This is a genomic window from Bacillus sp. SN1 (assembly GCF_002796895.1).
Classification (GTDB): domain Bacteria; phylum Bacillota; class Bacilli; order Bacillales; family Bacillaceae; genus Bacillus; species Bacillus inaquosorum.
In genome coordinates this window covers 365,105-384,462 of sequence record NZ_PHIE01000002.1, presented here as the reverse complement: position 1 = coordinate 384,462, position 19,358 = coordinate 365,105, and the positions used below count along the sequence as shown (strand labels likewise).

Below are 19,358 nucleotides of genomic sequence, written 5' to 3'. Positions count from 1 at the left end.
ACATTCAGGCCCTTTTATTAAAAACTATTTCACAAACCCAAGCAGCATCTCACGGATGATTTTGCTGGCTGTGTTTGCCGTTTGTTCTGAGTGGTCATATACCGGTGCGACTTCCACTAAATCAGCGCCCTTCACGTTTACCTCTGAGCGCGCGATTTCATGGACGGATGCAAGCAGTTCTTTAGACGTGATGCCGCCGGCGTCAACCGTTCCTGTTCCTGGTGCGTGTGCAGGGTCTAATACGTCAATATCGATGGTGACATATACCGGACGTCCCGCCAGCTTCGGAAGCACTTCTTTCAGCGGTTCAAGCACTTCAAATTTGGAGATGTGCATGCCGTTTTCCTTCGCCCAATCAAACTCTTCTTTCATGCCGGAACGGATTCCGAATGAATATACATTTTGCGGTCCGATCAATTCTGCCGCTTTGCGGATCGGCGTGGAGTGAGAAAGCGGTTCTCCCTCATAATCTACGCGAAGATCTGTATGTGCGTCAAAATGGATAATCGCAAGGTCGGGATATTTCTTGTGCATCGCTTTAATGACAGGCCATGTCACAAGATGCTCTCCGCCCATTCCCATCGGGAACTTCCCTTTTTCTAAAATGCTGTCCACATACTCCTCAATCATATCAAGGCTTCTCTGCGGATTTCCGAACGGCAGCGGAATGTCGCCGGCGTCAAAGAAGTTCAGGTCGGCCAGATCACGGTCTAAATACGGGCTGTATTCTTCAAGGCCGATTGACACCTCGCGGATTCTGCTCGGGCCAAAGCGTGAGCCCGGACGATAGCTGACCGTCCAGTCCATCGGCATGCCGTAAAGGATGGCGTCCGCCCCTTCCCACTCGGGACGGCTCGCGATAAATACTTTTCCTGAATAAGCTTCATCAAATCTCATCTATAATACCCTCGCTTTCCTGTAAAAAAGCGCAAGATTCGCTCCTGCGCCATACCATCATTATTTAATCAGGTCACTCACAAATTTCGGCAGAACAAACGCCGCTTTATGAATATCTTTTGTGTAATATTTCGTATCAATATCGAAGAAACGGCTGTCTTCCACTGCAAGCGGATCATATTTTTTCGATCCGATTGTAAATGTCCACAAACCGCTTGGGTATGTCGGAATGTTTGCCGTATAAAGCTTCGTAATCGGGAAGATTTCCTTCACGTCGCGCTGTACATTTGTGATTAATTCAGGCGTAAACCATGGGTTGTCCGTTTGAGCGACGAAAATGCCGTCTTCTTTCAGTGCCTTCGCGATTCCCGCGTAGAATCCTTTTGTAAACAGGTTTACAGCTGGTCCGACAGGTTCAGTTGAATCTACCATAATTACATCGTATTGATTTTCAGATTTCGCAATGTGCATAAATCCGTCATCCACCTGAACGTCAACGCGCGAATCATCCAGTTTACCTGCGATAGAAGGAAGAAACTTTTTAGAGTATTCGATGACCTTGCCGTCAATATCAACAAGTGTCGCTTTTTTCACGCTTGGATGCTTCAGGATTTCTCTGATGACGCCGCCGTCACCGCCGCCGACAACAAGAACGTGCTCTGGATTTGGGTGTGTAAATAATGGGACATGCGCCACCATTTCGTGATAAACGAATTCGTCTTTTTCAGATGTCATGACCATGCCGTCCAAAAACAGCATGTTGCCGAACTCTTCTGTTTCCACCATTTCTAAATGCTGAAACTCCGTTTGTTCTGTATGTAACGTTTTATTAACCTTCATTGTAATGCCAAAGTTTTTCGTCTGCTTCTCTGTGTACCAAAGTTCGCTCAATTGTCATCTCCCTTTCAAGGCTGTATTCATTTATTGTAAGCGTCTTATCAGCTTTTATTCTCGGTTGAAATCGCATTTTCACCTAAGGAAAAAGTATAGAGGATGGCAGGGAAAAAGTAAAGATGCGTCCTGTTCTGAGATGTTTAAAAACGATCTTTTTTTCTCATAATAGTAGAAACATAAAAAAAGGGGGAACCCGTTGTGGATGCAATGACAAATAAACGGCTGAGACTGACGCTGAAAACCGTTCGCGCCTTCATCTTTTTAGGGGCTTTTGCGGCCTTGGCGGCAGCTGCTGTGTTTATGACTGTCATTTTGATAGCCAAATACCAGGGCGCTCCCTCGGTGCAAGTGCCGCAATCCACGATTTTGTATGCCAGTGACGGCTCAAAGCTCGGGGAAACGAACTACGGCGAAAAGCGCTATTGGGTCCCCTTAAAGGACATGAATCCGACGATTGCAAAAGCGACAGTGGCGATTGAAGACCAGAATTTCTACGATCACCACGGCTTTGATTATAAACGCATGGCCGGCGCGGCGCTTGCAGATCTGAAAGCATTTGCCAAGGTCCAGGGCGCAAGCACCATCACCCAGCAATATGCGAGAAACTTATACCTTGAACACGACAAAACGTGGAAACGAAAATGGAATGAGGCGTTCTACACGATCCGCCTGGAACAAAACTATTCTAAGGACGAGATATTAGAAGGCTATTTAAATACAATTTATTACGGACACGGCGCATACGGCATTGAAGCTGCTTCCCGCCTGTATTTCGGCAAGCATGCAAAAAACCTGACGGATGCGGAGGCTGCGTTATTGGCGGGAATCCCGAAAGGTCCTTCCGGCTACTCGCCATATGTCAATGAAACAAAGGCCAAGGAGCGCCAGAAAACGATTGTGCGGATGATGGAAAAGCAGCAGATGATCGGCCATAAAAAAGCGAATGAACTGATCAAAGAACCTCTTTCCTATCAGCCTTTGAATAAACAAGTTTCCAAGAGAAAGGCCCCTTATTTCTATGACAATGCGATGAGAGAGCTGGAGAAAAAGCTCGGCATGACGAGGGAGCAAATTGAAACGAGCGGGTTAAACGTCTATACAACGGTAGATAAACGGATGCAGCGCATCGCTGAGGAGACCATTACCGAAACCGTTAACGCCGGCTCTGACATTCAAGTCGGGTTTTCAGCCATTGATCCCCGTACAGGAAACGTTCTCGCCCTTGTCGGCGGCAGGGATTATCAAAAAAGCCCGTTTGACCGGACGACACAGGCGAAGCGCCAGCCTGCTTCGACGATCAAACCGTTACTGTACTATAAAGCGATCCAGAGCGGATTTACGCCAGTCACCTTGATGAAAAGCGAAGAAACCGAGTTTCAAATTGATGCAAGTGGAGAAACCTATTCTCCAAGCAACTATAACGGATACTACGCCAACAAGCCGATTACGCTTCTGCAGGCGCTGGCGCTTTCCGACAACATTTACGCTGTGAAAACACATCTCTTTCTAGGAATGAATAAGCTTGTACAATCGGCAAAGGAATTCGGCATCACTGCGCGTCTTCAAGCACTGCCTTCCCTCGCGCTCGGCACTGAACCCGTACGTCCGATTGAGATGGTCAACGCCTACGCCATGCTCGCAAATGGCGGGAAGAAAATCGAACCGACTTTTATTTCAAGAGTTACGGACGCGGCGGGACATGTGCTGTACGAAAACCCGAGCAAGCATAAGCAGGTGCTCGATAAAAAAGCCGCTTTTGTCACGGCAAGTATGATGACAGGCATGTTTGATACGGATTTAAACGGCTATACGTCGGTAACCGGACGGACAATCGCCAACCGCCTGACAAGAACATATGCGGGAAAATCAGGAACCACAAGCGCAGACAGCTGGATGATCGGCTTCAATCCGAAGCTGGCCGCAGGGGTTTGGACAGGCTATGACAAAAACAGCACCATCGACTCGGTCGAAGAAAAAAGCTATGCCAAAACGATTTGGGCTGACTTCATGGAGGATGCGCTCAAAGGAGAACCGGAAACTGCGTTCAAACCGCCAAAAGGCGTAACCGGCGTGTACATTGATCCAGAAACAGGCTACTCATCCGGCCCCGGATGCGCAGCCAAGCATTACACGTATTTTGTGAAAGGCACTGAGCCATCAAACGTATGCTACGGGGCAGAACCCGCTAAACAAACAAAAGACCGGCTTCCAACCAAAGAAAAACCCGCTTCCGAGAAAAAATGGTGGGATAAATGGCTGGGGCGGAATCATTAAAAATAACCCGGCTCCTCGGAGGCCGGGTTATTCGTATGGTTCGTCAATTACCCACGGAAGAAGCGTAACACAATCGAGCTGAATAATTGGTTTTCGGAAACCCTTAGGAATGTAAATTTGGTGCCGAGGCTCTGAATTAATCCTTTCCGGGTTCAATTCTTGTTTTCCTTCTACAATACGGCCTACTATAAAATAACTGGCTATATAAAAGTGCAAATGATCTTTTATCCCATGGTAATTTATATCTGTGCATTTGGGTACCATTTGCTGGTTTGCACTGAGTACATATACTTCTGTGTTTGAGATAGGCCTACCAATCGATGGTACCTTGTGCATGACACCCTTTTCTAGCTTCATATACGTGGAATAAGTAGTATCTTCGGATGGACCGTATAGGTTATACACCTTTTCAATCGGACTTCTCTCATACAAATGCTGGACCAGTGACTGCGGCAACGGTTCTCCAGCCAAATTCATCACCTTTATCGAAGAAGGGATCGTCTTTGCTCGAACCAGTTCCTTCGCTGCTGATGGTACAGTATTGACCAAAGTCACATCCTTCGTAGACAACTTGTCCAGATGAAGGGCACTTTCAGCGACAATCACCTTACCACCCATCGTCAAAGGAACAAACACTTCAAAAACCGATAGATCAAAGGAAAGTGAAGTTGAAGCCAGCACTCCCGTTAATTCCTGTCGGGAATAGGTTTGATGTGCCCAATGAATCATCGTCAACGTACTCCGATGCTCAATCATCACTCCCTTGGGATTGCCAGTGGATCCTGAGGTATAGATGATATAAGCTAAGTTATCGTTTGTCACTTCACTCGTACATGCCGTCGTTACTTCCTGTTCGATCGCTGCTCGATCACGATCGATACAAATCATGTCAATGGATTCAGGTAACGTCATTTTTTGCTGCAACTTTTCCTGTGTCACCAGTACTTCGATATGAGCATCCGCTAAAATATACCGTAGTCGACTCTCCGGATACGCAGGATCAATCGGAACATACGCTCCTCCTGCTTTCATGATTCCTCAGGAGACCAACAATCATCTCGGATGAACGTGTAACGCTGATCCCAACCAATGATTCGCATCCCACACCCCTCTTCTGGAGATAATGGGCCAACTGATTGGAACGTTCGTTCAGTTTTCGATACGTTAGCTTCTCATCTTCGCACACTACCGCGATCGCTTCTGGCGTTTTCTCCACTTGTTCCTCAAACAATGTATGAATCGTGCTTTCACGTAGGTCAACGACACCTGTGTCATTCCATTCATCTAGTAACCGCTTATATTCTGCTTTCGATAGCATATTCAGTTTTGATAGAGAATCTTTTGGATTAGATACAATTTCATATAACCAATATTCAAAATGGCCTGCCATTCGCTCAATGGTTGCAGCATTAAACAAATCGGTATTATATTCAAAAGTTAGCAATAACCCTTCTTCCGTCTCCGATGCAAACAAACTCAAATCAAATTTGGCAACCGAAGTATGACTTTCCATATCTCCATGTTTCCTGCAGATAGCTGAGGTAACTCTTGTTTTGTATTCTGTAAGGTAAACATGGTTTGGAAAATCGGTGAATGACTGGTATTCCGTTCAGGTTTTACGGCTTCTACCACTTTTTCAAACGGAATGTCCTGACATTCGTATGCTTTTAGTGCTGTTTTTCGTATCTGCGACAGAAGTTCTTGGAACGTCGGATTTCCACTGAGATCAGCTCGATAAACCAACGTATTTACAAAGAAACCAATTACTCCTTCAATCTCTCTAACATTCCGGCTCGCAATCGGGCTTCCAACCAAGATGTCGTCTTGTCCCGTATAACGAGCAAGGAAGCTTTGATACGCCGCCATCAAGGTCATAAATAAGGTGGATCCTTCTTGCTGGCTTAACTCCTTGAGCTTTTCCCGTAGGAAATACGTTATCCTATAGCAGTTGAAGAATTGAGAAAAGAAAAAAAGATGCCATTAGGCATCCAACTAAGGCAAGTGAAATATCTCAATAACATAGTGGAACCAGATCATCGGTTTATTAAAAAGCGAGTTCGTTCGATGTTAGGACTGAAATCCTTTCGCACAGCTACATACATTATTTCTGGAATAGAAGCTATGCATACGGTAAAAAAAAGCAACTTGTTTCACTGGATAAGTCTGTCCGAACTCAAGTGAATTTCATCCATCAACTATTTGGAATTCCTGCTTAAGACTAGATTCCACTAGGAAACTTTTTGCCCCTTTATATCTTTCCTAAGTATTTGCACCAGAACCCCTTCTTTAAATGCAAAAACTTAAGATGTATCGCATTATCTTTAGAATCGTTTCCGTTTCCATAAAGCTCTTATAAAGGCTTGATGCTGATAAGATACTAGAATGCAATTTTTTTCATTATTCAAATTAGGATAAAATATCTACTGTCGTTTAATAGGCAATGCATAATAGCCAAAAGCTAAATCCAGCAAGGCACTTGCTTCTTGACGTAGTAACAGATCTTTCGGACGGAACATAAAGGATCCGTCAGCATTGATGGAAGTATCAGGGTCTAGAATTCCTTGGGAGGCAAGTGCCTGAATCGATTGAATTGCCCAGTCATCCGCAGCATCAAGTAATTTAACTTTAATAGCTTTGTCAGGTTGAATCGGTTTCATGTCATGAATTTGCTTTAAGTTTTGAATCATGGTTGCTGCGACCTGTCGGGTAATCGGAGTAGCACGGTCATACCCAGGAATTCCTTTCATAACTTTTTCCCTTGCCTCCTTGGAGTCGTCTGGAAAACCGTTCCATCCATAAGCAAGTAACAACGTATCCGCAAACTCTCCTTGTGTCATGATGTCCATCGGATTGAATAGATTACCTGTTTTAGCACCCATAATATTTAGAGCATGAAGATTATCAATGTGACTTCTATAGTTACTCTTTTGTGGAACGTCATCAAAAGGTGGTTTGTTGTTAATTCTCTGGGCATCTGCTACAAAATCAAGGCTTTTAGGAGAGTTGTAGTGAAAATATGCGATTTCTCCAGCTGAATTCTTTTTGAAGGCAACTTTGTTACCTTCCGAATCTTCAAATAACAACGGATGAATCATTTTGAGAACTTGTTTTCCAGGTGTTCCACCCTCCATGACCAAATTCCCATTTTCATAAGTGAAATGAGTGCGAATTGCAGCGAAACGCGAATTTTGGAATAAGCCCAAGTATTTATGAGCTTCTTTTTCCTCTAACGGGAGATAACTTGTTTTTACTTCATTCTTCTTAGCAGGGAAATAGTGATCCATGAGAGTTTCATATATGTCTACACTCATCATTGAATCATTATTGTAAGACATGAAGAATGCTGTTTTTTGTTCAGGCACTAAAATCAGCAATGATTGATGTCCAGGCATGCTTCCCCCTTTTATTACAACGTGTTGACCGTTAGCAAATTCATTAAAAGGCGTTTCAAACCCAATTGTTGCAACAGGAATCGTCTTATCATCAAAAACTTGATAGGCATGCATCATATCTATGCTTTTTTCACTTACAATTTCTTTGTCTTTAAACTTTCCTTTCTGTAGTTGCATAATCATGTATTTTGACATGTCTTCCGCAGTAGATAAAATGCCTCCTTGTGGCGTATCCCTTAAACCGCTCCCACTTGTTGGAATCGGATCGCCAGTGGGACCATAATGTGTAGCCATTCTTTCGAGAAGATCAGGTGTAAAGCTCATACTTGTAGATTTCATATTTAATGGTTTAAAAATATTCTTTTCCATATATTTTGAGAAAGAGGTGCTAGTAACATTCTCTACTGCTAACCCCGCGAGCGCAAATGAGACATTGTCATACGTATAAGCTTCTCCTGGTGGCCGTATCACTGTTGGCATATGTTTAGAGAAAAATTCTTTCATTGGTATATTATTATTAATATATTCAGGTCCGGTTATATTTGTGAGATCGGGAAAATCTACCCCGCTAGTATAAGTGAGCATATCAAACAGGGTAAGAGGTTTCCCTGTTTGATTAGGTATTTTTAATCCACCAAGGTATTTTTGTACATCTTGATCTAGTTTAAGCTTTCCTTTATCAACTTGCTGCATCACAGCCAAAGCAGTAAAAGTTTTTGAGACTGAAGCGATTTGAAAAACCGTGTCCTTAGTAACGGGGATTTTCTTTTCTTTATCAGCATATCCATACCCTTTATTGACAACGACCTTTCCATCATGAACGACGACAAAACTAGAACCGTTCACATTGTACTTCTTCATTTTTTCTTCAAATAACGGATCAGCAAAAGATTCTATTTCTTTTTTATTATTAGGTCCTTTCGCAATTTGGATATTAGTCGTGGAAGCCGATGGTTTTGATTTTCCTGCTTCTAATGATTGTTGGGAACAAGCAGAAATCATAGTTGAAGAAGAAAGAAGAATTGCAACGATCCCCAGTTTGTTAATTGGTTGTTTCATTTTTATACGCTCCTTTATTTGATTGGGATTTTTTGTTAGCGCAACGAGTTAGCGGCTCGTTAGCATATGAACAGAGTGTAGCAAGGGGTAAGTCATAGTCGATAGTGAACTTTTGTCATAAGGACAACAAAAATTGAGTGGATAAGGCTGTATTGATAGTTATGTCATAAAAATCATGACATTTTGACACTACCGTATATGACAGAAAAACACTTAGAATCAAGGAGCAGTTTTTAAAGTATTAACAATAAATGAGGAGGGGAGATTTTCATTGTGCATGATAAAAATATAAAGAGGCCTGAAAGGGGAAACAGGTATGACCTATTTATGAAAAACAAACCGGTAACAAGAGTGTTTCAAGGAAAAAAAGTAATTTTTAGGTTCAACATACATGTGGAAAAAGAGGGATTTACCGTTTGTTAGGATACAATGGCGTTTGCGAAAAAAATAATTAGTAAAAAATTACAAATTCACTCTTGAACTATTGGTAGAAATGATAGCTGTGTGGTTAGTATGAAACAGCTAACAACCAGCTACACAATATAAATAGAGGAGAGGAATGCCTTATGAAAATACGTAATCAAATTACATGTGCAAGTATGATCCTTTTAATAGCTGGAAGTTCTTAAGGTGGTAAATACTACTATTAAGCTAATAAAACAAAATCCTCGGTAACATGAAAAAAACGTTATTCTTTCTCTAGGATCATAGGAAAGGATAGCGTTTTTTTACATTTGGGGGTAAAGCAATTTCTTAAGTTGATGGATGTGGGGTACTGTTAGAAAAATGTAGATTTACAACGGTAAGCTCATCAAGGTAATTCTGGCAACGAAACATTGTTGACATTAAAATTTATACATTGTTCATAAACAATAAAAATAAGGCTTAGATTAATTAGAGTGTAATCGTACAAGAGGGGCGCATTTTATGAAATATTGTACTAAATGCGGAAATGAAAACTATTTACCAGCCCTCTGTGAAGATAGGTTTTAATAAAATATTCATCTCCCTTATACCTTGTTCCAATTTCGGTTATAGTCTACAACTTTTATAGTCATCGACATCCTATTCCATAGTGTTTTACTTTTTCGATATAAAAATCCGAATACCCCTTTTAAACAACTAAATTATATTAGACTATATTCACAAAAAAGTAGGGGTTTCCAACTCTTTATTTTTCATTGTAGTTTCAAATATGGTAATGGGTAGTGATGCCCTGCATTATCTGTAAGTTCCCCATTGACTTCAGCTAACTAGTTCAAGTGAGAGTGTCAAGAAAGTAATCCTGTATCTTTTGCCTTTTGTACGGCTTCTTCTCGATTTTTAACTCCTAGCTTCTCATAGAGTTTGGAGGCGTAATTTCTTACCGTTCCGTTTGACAAGTAAAGTTTCGAAGCTATTGTTTTATAACGGCTTCCTTGTGATAATAGTTCCAAAATCTCTAATTCTCGTTTCGTTAATCCATACTCTTTTCCATCTGATTTTGATTCAAATGATCCTGTTTCTTCATTTTCTTCCCATATTCTATGGAACAAGTCATGATTAATCATCGTGCCTCCTCGATAGACCAGACGAATTGATTCAGCCAGTTCACGCGAATCTATGGATTTCAATAAATATCCATCCGCACCATTTCGTATGATTTCTTTTGCCCTTTCTGTATTCTGAAAGGTTGACAAAATGAGTACACGAATGTCCGGCCATTTTTCCTTAATCATTTTAGTCGCATGAATCCCATCCAGATTTGGCATCTCTAAATCCATTAATACTACATCTGGTTTTAGTCTCTCACACAATTCCAAAGCCCGTTCTCCATCTTCAGCCATTCCCACTACTTGTAAATCCTCCTGTCCATCCAAAATTGTATGAAGACTTTCTCGGATGAAAGAATGATCATCGACAATACACAGGCGGATTTGTTCATTAGACAGTTGTACTTGTTTCGGTAAAACACATGAAATTAGCGTCCCTTCCCCCTTTTTGGAATAAACAATGACTCTTCCTTGTGACTGACTCACACGCTCTTTCATTGCAGTTAATCCAAAGCCATCCTTCCACTCTTCTACCCCACATCCATTATCTTGTACATCCAATCTTATCTGTTGTGGTTCAAAGTGAAGTGACACAATGATTTCTGTGGAATGCCCATGGCGAACAGCATTTGTTAGTGATTCCTGCAAGCTCCGATATAGTGTCATTTTTGATTGTTTGGAGGCCATATACTCTTCCCCTATTATTCGAGTACGTACATTTACTTTTGCATGTTTCTTAAATTCCTCTGTCAATTGTTGTAATGTGACAGCTAAGGGAAGCGATTCTTGTGATAAATCCAATTGATGTAAATACAGTCTTACTTCTTCCATACTGTTACGGGCCAATTGTAATAATGAATCGAGCTGTTGCTCCCCTTCCTTAGTTTTTAATTCCGTACGTAATGTTTCCATCCCCATAATAATTGAGGTATAGGAATGTCCCATCGTATCATGTAAATCCTTTGAGAGCCTGTCACGTTCCTCTAGTAAAGTAATCCGCTCAACTTGAGATATGTATTGTTCCAATACATGTTTCTGGTTCCGAATAGTTTCACTTTGACGGTAATTAGTAGCCAGTAAACGAAAGAAAGAGCCCATAGCAAAAGCTAAACTGATTTGTAGAATGATTACCCATAAATCTGTTACTTTGGAAAATATCGCAATGAGCAACGGGAACAAAATAATTGTGATAGGACCTGACCAGCGGTAAGATTTATGAGCACTATTTGCCGCAATCATAAAAGTTGGCATCAAAAAAGCAAGATACGCTGACGGAAATAATAAAGTTAAATAGAAACACACTCCGCCAAATAATATTATTTCAGTAAACAAATAATAGCGATAACTGAACATTAAACAAATCCAAGGTACTGAAAATGAAACGACTTCCCAAAGAATAATGATCCAAAGTGGTACAGTCAAATAATCTTGTTCTTGGATAGTCACTGATATCAATGATAGGCAAATAATAAAACGTATACAAAGTAAGGCCCAATCATACCAGAACCATATTTTCAAAGTCTTAATCAAATTATCACTCCTTTATAGCTTTAAACATAGTACGTGTATACATTCCAATTATTCGAACTAAACAGTTTCCAATACATATACGTATCCAGATGAGAATACATCCAACAATCATGACAAAAAAAGCTTTCGTCCATGAATTCACAGAAATCCCCAATAAGTATATATTAAAATATCGAAAAAGTAAGGGCGTAACGATAAATACTAGCGGCGTTACATACAGTAAAATAGCGCATATAAGACTCATTATTCCGATAAAGAATTTCTGCATCAGCCAAAAAATAGCCCTCCAGTTGCTATTATTAAAGATAATATCTCTCGCTTTAATCCATTTATCTCCCTCCTTTTTTCTCCTTGATTCGAATAACTCTATCGATATATCCGTATAAACCTTCGTCTGAATGCGTTCATACTGAACAAACGTGTGAGTTGTTTGTAGCACCCAAGCCAACAAGGGAATACCAAAAAAGATAATCGTCATTACTAATGCAAATGTAATGCTGACCAGATAGAAACAAAAGTAAAAGAATCCGGATGCAAAGGTAAATAACAAGAAATAGAAATCTTGCAAAGTTTTTTGAGCTGATGCTTTCGTCATTAAAATCTCTCCTCCTCATTCATTGCTAATGCGGTAAAAGCTACTTTTTGATTCTAAGTATTTTTCTGTCACATACGGTAGTGTCAAAGTGTCATGGTTTGTATGACATAACTACCTAGACAGCCGCAGCCCACTCAATTTTTGTTATCCTTTATAAATATGACAAAAGTTCACTATCGACTATGACTCGCCGCTTGCTACACTCTGTTCATACGTGGTACGGCCATCAGGAGAAGCTTATACGTATGACAACGTCTCATTTGCGCTCACAGGGTTAGCAGTAGAGAATGTTACTAGCACCCCTTTCTCAAAATATATGGAAAAGAATATTTTTAAACCATTTGATATGAAATCTACAAGTATGAGCTTTACGTCTGATCTTCTCAAAAGACTGGCTACACCTTATGGTCCCACCGGCGATCCAAATATAAAACAGATTCCTTCCGTCTAATATAGTGGATTATTATTTTTATAATGGAAATGATAAGCATGCAAAAAACCGATTCTCTTTACACTAAAAAGAATCGGTTTCTATTTTTATCCTCTAGATAACGTTGGATAAAGGAATGAGGAAACTGAGATATTATCACTTGAGAGCATTAATTGTAACCTTGGCAGCCTGCGCAATCAGTTCATTATCATAGGTAGCATCTTTCTTATCTCGGCTGGACAGAATTGCGATGATAATAGGTGCTCTATTCGGTGGCCAAATGATGGCGATATCATTTCGTGTTCCGTAGCTTCCGGCTCCAGATTTATCACCGACTTCCCATTCTTTTGGTACGCCAGCGCGGATGAGTTTGTCTCCTGTAGCATTTCCACGCATCCAATCTGTAAGAATTTTACGTTTGTCAGCTGGGAGCGCATTTCCGACTGTGAAAGCCTTAAGATCGGTAGCAAGTGTTTTTGCTGTACTTGTATCACGAATGTCTCCCGGAATAGCTTCGTTCAAATCCGTCTCAAAGCGATCAGCCACGGTAACTTTATCACCAATCTGTCTAAGCGCTTCTTCAAAGCCTTTAGGTCCGTCTAGTTTCTTGAATAAAAGGTTCCCCGCAGTGTTATCACTATAACGAATAGCAGCCTCGCAAATTTCCCCAAGGGTCATCCCAGTGTCCACATGTTTCTCTGTGACTGGTGAATACGTAACTAAGTCATTTTTGGTATAGGTAATGACCTCGTTTAATTTGTCAATTGAGTTTTGCTGTAATACAGCTCCTGCCGCCAAAGCTTTGTAGGTAGATGCGTAAGCAAACCGTTCATTAGGTCGATAAGTTACTGTCTGGTTTGTACCAGTGTCGATAGCATAGACACCTAGTCGAGCGTCAAACTTTTTCTCAAGTTGAGCGAACTCTCGATGAGTCGCATGGTTTGTATGATTGGTTTGCTCTGCTTTTTCTTTTGCTTCAACTTGCAATGGTTCACCTATAAAGAATTTTACGCTTACAAGGCTTAAACTTAGTATGCCAACACACACCCCTATTTTTAGCATCCTTGTACTTTTCAAAATGATCATTCCCTTCAGACTTTTAATACTTAAAACAGATGTTAAATTAGATACAATTGTATTGAATTTGAACATCAGTTTTTAAAATTACACTTAATAGACACTCTAAATAACAATATTGTTCCATAACTTTTAAAAAAATAATTTAACCTTAAGATAAAATAGAACCTACATAGAGAAGGGTTTTATGTTACATACAAGAAGCTTTGAATTTTTTGAGCAAATAGTTGTAATTCATCAGATACAGAAATAGGCATGCAAAAGGAAATGATGATAGTACGCTGATTCCCCGTTAGGAAAGTATGGGCTTAGCATACATGCAACAAAATTGCCGGACGGTACCGAAGTATGGGGGCATGGTGGTGGTATTCCCGGATTTACTAACTTTGCAGGTGGAACGGAAGATGGTCAACATGTCATTTCGATAAACATCAATGTACTAGGAGCAGAAAAACATATCAAGAATATTTTAGTCTCAGAGTTTGCAGGGAAAACCAAAAAGGAAGTTATCGATAAAGAAAAGAAAAGGAACCATCGAGGAGAAGTCAAATACGTAATCGACCAGGTAGTAACCAATAAAAAAATCCCAAGTGTCATAGCAGGCGGATTAAAGAACGGTAAACGCTGGTCTTATGCTACAGGGACAGCGAGTTACGAGGTACCGCGCGCAGCAGAACAGAACTTTTCATTTCGTATTGGAAGCATCACGAAGACGTTCACAGCGTCCGTTATACTGCAGTTGGCTGAGGAGAAACAATTAAACCTTGATGATTCGGTTGAAAAATGGTTACCGGGGATCGTACAGGGTAATGGGTATGACGGTAACAAAATTACCATTCGTCAGTTATTGAATCATACAAGCGGGATTGCATCCTATACAGATTTGGATAATGACGGAATGAGACCTAGACTCTCTAATACTTGATCCTTTTGAACCGGCAGTTCATTCACTGCCTCATAGTAGTTAAGACAGTTACCGAATTCACACATATCCCTCTATATCTTTCTCATACTGCTTTCTCGTTTCTCCACGTCGGCTTTCATCACCCAGTCACCGACTCGAATGGTTTCGTACATCATATCACCCTAAAAAATGAAAAACCCCGAGTCTTGTTTCGGCTCGGGATTTTCCATGTCCTAGTTTCTGTATCACCAGTTTACTCAATGTTTACGAAAAATAGTTCAAATATTCTAAAAGTTCACAGAAAGTTCACAAATTAATTGTCTTCTGGAAGCAGGCCTGTTTTTAATTCATCTGGGGACCGATCCCATAGGCCCTGATCGTGTTTTTTCAGAAATTCACCTAGTACACGCTTCGAGCTGTCGTCCATTTTATCGATGATAATTTTCCGCTTCATGGATTTATCCATCAGATTCACATGCTCAGGCAGCGATTTGTAGCCTCTTCTGATGCTTCTGTCGACCGTCATTTCACAGGCTGTCACACCAGCGTAATAAGGTCCCTCTTCTATTCTGTCAATCGTTACCCACACAAGCCAGTACGGTTTTCCGTTTGGAACTTCTTCTTTATTCGGCAGAAATTTAATTCCTTTTTCAACGGTGCTGCGGGCGTGCATGGCGCCGATGTCAACGAACGCTTCTTTTTCCTCTACATCGACGAATACGGGAGAAATGTTATCGAGACTGAGCGCCCCTACACCGAAGCCGCCGTGTCCATCTGTCGGATCACTTTTGATAATATTAAACCCGATTGATTTTTTCTTTTTTTCTTCCATGAGTTCTACCTCCTACAAAAGCGGTTGAAATATCGCTGAAAACAGCTGTAAAATCCGATCTCTTCCGGCATTTAGCAGCGGCCAAAGCACGTAAGATCCGAGCGGTGTCACAAACAGAACCAAAAAGACGATAAAGCCGTAGCTCTCCGCCTGCGTCATCTTGGCACGCACCCCCGGCGGAACGAGATCTTCAATAATACGATAGCCATCGAGCGGAGGAAGCGGCAGCAGATTAAATAAAAACAAGACAAGATTCAGCTGTATCCAAATGGAAAAAAACTGATCCAGCCCCGTGCTGAACGCCGCAAGCATCTCCATTCCGTATGCATGCATCAACACTAACAAAAAGAAACCGATAAACGCAAGAATCAGGTTACTGACAGGCCCGGCGATGGAGACGAGCACGCCGGCAAGCCGAGGTTTCTTAAAGAAGCGGCGATTGACAGGAATAGGACGCGCCCATCCGAATCCGGCCACCAGAATCAAAATGGTTCCGAACGGATCAAGGTGTTTAATGGGATTCAACGTCAGCCTTCCTTCTCTTTTCGCTGTATCGTCACCGAATTTGTACGCGACATAGGCATGGGCAAGCTCGTGTATGGTAAACGACACAATTAACGTGATGACGAGGTATGGCATTAACGATAACGGATAATATAAAAAACGGTCCAAGTGAGATATCCCTCTTTCTAAAAATGCAAGAATTTACTTTATTCAGTATACTATAAGAAACCTCTTTTTCTAAAGAGAGGAAACGAAATAAAGGAGGATTCAGCACCCATGCCATACGTAACCGTCAAAATGCTCGAAGGCCGTACAGACGAGCAAAAACGCAATCTTGTCGAGAAAGTAACAGAAGCCGTAAAGGAAACCACCGGTGCTTCTGAAGAAAAAATTGTTGTGTTTATAGAAGAAATGAGAAAAGACCATTATGCCGTCGCAGGCAAACGCCTGAGCGATATGGAATAATTTCTATAAAGCCGGCGCTTCGCGCACCGGCTTTTTCCATCCCTATTGGGTCAGCTTCGCAATAATCGCTAATAACGCCTTTTTCTCTTCGGCTGTCAAACGCTCAAACATGCCGTCAATCAGTCCCTGGCGGTTTTCGATCATTTGCTCAGCCGCTGCCCTGCCCGATTCAGAAAGCGTAATCCATACAGTGCGGCGGTCATTGTTATTTCTGGATCTCTCAATGAATCCCTCCTGCTCTAAATGATTAAGAGCAGTGGTCGTAGCAGAGGGAGACAGTGTGACCTCCTTCAGAATATCCTTTATGGTGCAGCTCCCATGCCTGTATATGATCCGCAGAATAAATCCTCTTACATTATTTACGTGTTTCGGAACGGTGGCTTCATCTAATTGCTTCGTGCTTTTCAAATATTTTGTAAGTGCGTGATCCAGCAAATTTGCTTCCAGTTTGTCATGGTCCATGTAGATTTCCCCATTTCGAGATGCATTCATAACATACGAACGATATGATTTACTTATTATTTTACTGATTCCGGATAGGGAAAGTCAAAAAAGCAAAATGAGAATTTACAGCTTTTCTCCTAGATACTTCGATTTTTCACCTGTTTGACAAGTTTTTCTTTAAACGTCTGAAAAGGAACGTGTTCATTCTGCTGATGTCCGAATCGTCGGACGTTTACCGCACCTGACTGCTCTTCATGATCTCCAAGCACCAGCACGTACGGGACTTTCTGCACCTGCGACTCTCTGATTTTGTAGCCCAGCTTCTCATTGCGCTCATCAATGCCTGCTCTTATCCCCAGCTGCTTCAGCTCTTCCTGCACCTTTCTGCAATAGTCCAAGTGAACGTGTGAAACCGGTAGGATTTGAACCTGGATCGGTGCAAGCCAGACTGGGAATGCCCCGCCGAAATGCTCGATCAAAATGCCGAAGAAACGGTCGATCGAGCCGAATACCGCTCTGTGTATGACAACAGGACGAACCTTTTCATTGTGTTCATTGATATATGTTAAATCAAATTTTTCCGGCATTTGAAAATCAAGCTGAATTGTCGCGCATTGGTGGCTCCGTTTAAGGGCATCTTTTATGTGAAAATCAATCTTCGGCCCGTAAAACGCCCCATCGCCTTCATTAACCTCATAAGGCAGGCCGAGCTCCTCAAGGACGTGTGCTAAGGCACGTTCCGACGCTTCCCAAAGGCTGTCATCGCCTAATGAATTCTCTGGGCGAGTCGAGAGTTCGACCGAATATTCGAAGCCAAATGTACGATATACCTCATCAATCAGCCCAATCGCTTCTTTGATCTCACTTTCAATCTGATCCTCCCGAACAAAGATATGGGCATCATCCTGGCAAAACGTACGGACGCGAAGCATTCCGTTTAAAGCACCGCTGTATTCGTGGCGATGCACCTGGCCGAATTCCGCCATGCGAATCGGCAGATCCCGATAAGAATACAGGCTGTTTTTAAAGATGAGCATGTGGCCCGGGCAATTCATCGGCTTCATTGCGAATCTTGTATCATCAACTTCTGAAAAATACATATTGTCGCGATAATGATCCCAGTGGCCTGACTGCTCCCATAACCGCTGATTCATCATAAACGGCGTACGCACCTCATCGTATCCGGCCTTTGTTTGCAGCTCACGCGAGAAGTGTTCCAGCTCATTGCGGACAATCTGCCCTTTTGGCAAATAAAACGGCATCCCCGGCGCTTCTTCAGAAAACATAAACAGCTCTAATTGTTTGCCCAGCTTGCGGTGATCACGTTTTGCCGCTTCTTCCAGCATATGCAGATGCGCATCGAGATCTTTTTTCTTTTGAAACGCAACCCCGTACACCCGCTGCAGGACTTCATTTTCGCTTTCTCCGCGCCAATAAGCGCCCGATACCCTTGTCAATTTGAACGCCTTGATCATTCCTGTAGAAGGAAGATGAGGCCCGCGGCACAGGTCAACGAATTCTCCCTGCTGATACAGCGTAATGTCCTCCCCCCGCGGAATATCCTTCAAAATCTCCAGCTTAAACGGCTCGCCTTTTTTGGCAAACAGCTCTTCAGCCTCTTCGTAAGAAACCTCATTTCGTTTAATTTCAAGGTTCTCATTTATAATGTTCTTCATTTCTTTTTCGATGGCCTTTAAGTCTCCTGATGTTAAGCTTTGCTCCAGCTTCATGTCATAGTAGAAGCCGTCTTCAATCACTGGACCTATCCCCAATGACACTTCGCCGTACAGCCGTTTCACCGCTTGAGTCAGCACGTGCGCTGATGTGTGGCGAAGCACCTGTAAGCCTTCTTGGGAATCAAGTGTGACAATCGAAAGCTCAGCATCCTCCTCCAGCTTGAAGCTGAGATCAACAAGCTTGCCGTTGACCTGGCCCGCAGCCGCCTTCTTTTGTAGACTGGAACTGATAGAACCAGCCGCTTCTTTAATAGTGACGCCTTTCGGATATTCCTTGATCTGTCCGTCCGGAAGCTGAATGTGTACATGTTTACTCATTTTAAACACTCCTTATCAATTGTTGTATATAAAAAAACACACCCGTCCCGCTGAAAGGGACGAGTGTGTGATTTACCCGTGGTTCCACCCAAGTTCCCGACAAACGCTATGTTTATCGGCTCGGTGCTGTAACGCAGCATAGACGGCATTGGATACTTCAGTTCCCCAATGCTGCTCCAAGGCGGTAAACGATATTCCTAAGCTGGGAAGCTCTCACCTTTCCTTCCCTCTCTGAAAACCGTAAATATCATTCATGTCCTTTTCTTCGCATGTATTCAATTCATAAAAAAAACACACCCATCCCTCTAAAAGGGACGAGTGTGTGATTTACCCGTGGTTCCACCCAAATTCCCGACAAACGCTATGTTTATCGGCTCGGTGCTGTAACGCAGCATAGACGGCATTGGATACTTCAGTTCCCCAATGCTGCTCCAAGGCGGTAAACGATATTCCTAAGCTGGGAAGCTCTCACCTT

Annotated in this window: 12 protein-coding genes, 4 pseudogenes and 2 other annotated features (1 of these 18 cut by a window edge); of the genes and pseudogenes, 5 read left to right on the top strand and 11 right to left on the bottom strand. The window is 42.1% G+C overall.

Annotated elements, in window-relative coordinates; all coding sequences use genetic code 11:
* Positions 1-24 precede the first annotated feature (24 nt).
* Complete coding sequence (speB, locus tag CVV77_RS10660) at positions 25-897, bottom strand: agmatinase (protein ID WP_003235913.1); 873 nt, start codon at positions 895-897, stop codon at positions 25-27.
* 60 nt (positions 898-957) lie between these two features.
* The gene (gene speE, locus CVV77_RS10655; protein WP_100275363.1) at positions 958-1,788 is read right to left on the bottom strand and encodes a spermidine synthase; all 831 of its coding nucleotides are present in this window, start codon (positions 1,786-1,788) and stop codon (positions 958-960) included.
* A 201-nt stretch (positions 1,789-1,989) separates the two neighbouring features.
* On the opposite strand from speE, the gene CVV77_RS10650 reads away from it, so the two are divergent.
* Positions 1,990-4,065 (top strand): transglycosylase domain-containing protein, encoded by a 2,076-nt coding sequence (locus tag CVV77_RS10650; RefSeq protein ID WP_100275362.1) that lies wholly within the window; start codon positions 1,990-1,992, stop codon positions 4,063-4,065.
* 255 nt (positions 4,066-4,320) lie between these two features.
* Here the strand turns inward: CVV77_RS10650 and CVV77_RS10645 are convergent.
* Positions 4,321-5,991: pseudogene (locus CVV77_RS10645) on the bottom strand (non-ribosomal peptide synthetase); the annotation flags it as partial.
* Positions 5,992-6,000: 9 nt separating this feature from the next.
* Here CVV77_RS10645 and CVV77_RS10640 point away from each other — a divergent pair.
* Positions 6,001-6,281, top strand: a pseudogene (locus tag CVV77_RS10640) (DDE-type integrase/transposase/recombinase); the annotation flags it as partial.
* Between the two features lie 204 nt (positions 6,282-6,485).
* Here CVV77_RS10640 and CVV77_RS10635 read toward each other — a convergent pair.
* The 3 genes from CVV77_RS10635 to CVV77_RS10620 form a co-directional block, all read right to left on the bottom strand.
* Positions 6,486-8,516 carry a serine hydrolase domain-containing protein gene (locus tag CVV77_RS10635; RefSeq protein ID WP_100275361.1) on the bottom strand — a complete coding sequence of 677 codons (2,031 nt, stop codon included), beginning with the start codon at positions 8,514-8,516 and terminating at the stop codon, positions 6,486-6,488.
* A gap of 1,271 nt (positions 8,517-9,787) precedes the next feature.
* On the bottom strand, positions 9,788-11,578 hold the full coding sequence (locus CVV77_RS10625) for a helix-turn-helix transcriptional regulator (protein WP_100275360.1): 1,791 nt from the start codon (positions 11,576-11,578) through the stop codon (positions 9,788-9,790).
* Between the two features lie 4 nt (positions 11,579-11,582).
* Complete coding sequence (locus CVV77_RS10620) at positions 11,583-12,173, bottom strand: sensor domain-containing protein (protein WP_100275359.1); 591 nt, start codon at positions 12,171-12,173, stop codon at positions 11,583-11,585.
* Positions 12,174-12,387: 214 nt separating this feature from the next.
* On the opposite strand from CVV77_RS10620, the pseudogene CVV77_RS10615 reads away from it, so the two are divergent.
* Positions 12,388-12,597 (top strand): annotated as a pseudogene (locus tag CVV77_RS10615) (serine hydrolase); the annotation flags it as partial.
* Between the two features lie 162 nt (positions 12,598-12,759).
* Here CVV77_RS10615 and bla read toward each other — a convergent pair.
* Positions 12,760-13,686, bottom strand: coding sequence for a class A beta-lactamase (gene bla, locus CVV77_RS10610; RefSeq protein WP_395940380.1), 927 nt, complete (start codon positions 13,684-13,686; stop codon positions 12,760-12,762).
* 277 nt (positions 13,687-13,963) lie between these two features.
* Here bla and CVV77_RS10605 point away from each other — a divergent pair.
* Positions 13,964-14,569: pseudogene (locus tag CVV77_RS10605) on the top strand (serine hydrolase domain-containing protein); the annotation flags it as partial.
* A gap of 328 nt (positions 14,570-14,897) precedes the next feature.
* On the opposite strand, the gene CVV77_RS10595 reads toward CVV77_RS10605, so the two are convergent.
* Both CVV77_RS10595 and CVV77_RS10590 read right to left on the bottom strand, forming a co-directional pair.
* Positions 14,898-15,416 (bottom strand): YwhD family protein, encoded by a 519-nt coding sequence (locus CVV77_RS10595; protein WP_084992229.1) that lies wholly within the window; start codon positions 15,414-15,416, stop codon positions 14,898-14,900.
* 12 nt (positions 15,417-15,428) lie between these two features.
* Positions 15,429-16,088: a site-2 protease family protein gene (locus CVV77_RS10590; RefSeq protein ID WP_019259778.1), complete on the bottom strand. Its 660-nt coding sequence runs from the start codon at positions 16,086-16,088 to the stop codon at positions 15,429-15,431.
* 108 nt (positions 16,089-16,196) lie between these two features.
* Between CVV77_RS10590 and CVV77_RS10585 the strand changes: the two genes are divergently transcribed.
* Positions 16,197-16,385 carry a 2-hydroxymuconate tautomerase gene (locus CVV77_RS10585; protein WP_003222038.1) on the top strand — a complete coding sequence of 63 codons (189 nt, stop codon included), beginning with the start codon at positions 16,197-16,199 and terminating at the stop codon, positions 16,383-16,385.
* 42 nt (positions 16,386-16,427) lie between these two features.
* Here the strand turns inward: CVV77_RS10585 and CVV77_RS10580 are convergent, their stop codons facing one another.
* Together CVV77_RS10580 and thrS are read right to left on the bottom strand one after the other, a co-directional pair.
* On the bottom strand, positions 16,428-16,847 hold the full coding sequence (locus tag CVV77_RS10580) for a MarR family transcriptional regulator (protein WP_060399745.1): 420 nt from the start codon (positions 16,845-16,847) through the stop codon (positions 16,428-16,430).
* Between the two features lie 119 nt (positions 16,848-16,966).
* Positions 16,967-18,883, bottom strand: a complete 1,917-nt coding sequence (thrS, locus tag CVV77_RS10575; RefSeq protein WP_100275358.1) for a threonine--tRNA ligase — start codon at positions 18,881-18,883, stop codon at positions 16,967-16,969.
* A gap of 52 nt (positions 18,884-18,935) precedes the next feature.
* Positions 18,936-19,158 (bottom strand) — a binding site (T-box leader).
* 32 nt (positions 19,159-19,190) lie between these two features.
* Positions 19,191-19,358: a binding site (T-box leader), on the bottom strand (it continues 192 nt past the right edge of the window).

What these genes read in the sequence shown, in the direction of transcription:
- CVV77_RS10580 (WP_060399745.1), bottom strand. Translation starts at nt 16,847, where the DNA reads ATGGACCATGACAAACTGGAAGCAAATTTGCTGGATCACGCACTTACA.
- CVV77_RS10595 (WP_084992229.1), bottom strand. Translation starts at nt 15,416, where the DNA reads ATGGAAGAAAAAAAGAAAAAATCAATCGGGTTTAATATTATCAAAAGT.
- thrS (WP_100275358.1), bottom strand. Translation starts at nt 18,883, where the DNA reads ATGAGTAAACATGTACACATTCAGCTTCCGGACGGACAGATCAAGGAA.
- CVV77_RS10585 (WP_003222038.1), top strand. Translation starts at nt 16,197, where the DNA reads ATGCCATACGTAACCGTCAAAATGCTCGAAGGCCGTACAGACGAGCAA.
- CVV77_RS10635 (WP_100275361.1), bottom strand. Translation starts at nt 8,516, where the DNA reads ATGAAACAACCAATTAACAAACTGGGGATCGTTGCAATTCTTCTTTCT.
- speB (WP_003235913.1), bottom strand. Translation starts at nt 897, where the DNA reads ATGAGATTTGATGAAGCTTATTCAGGAAAAGTATTTATCGCGAGCCGT.
- CVV77_RS10620 (WP_100275359.1), bottom strand. Translation starts at nt 12,173, where the DNA reads ATGACGAAAGCATCAGCTCAAAAAACTTTGCAAGATTTCTATTTCTTG.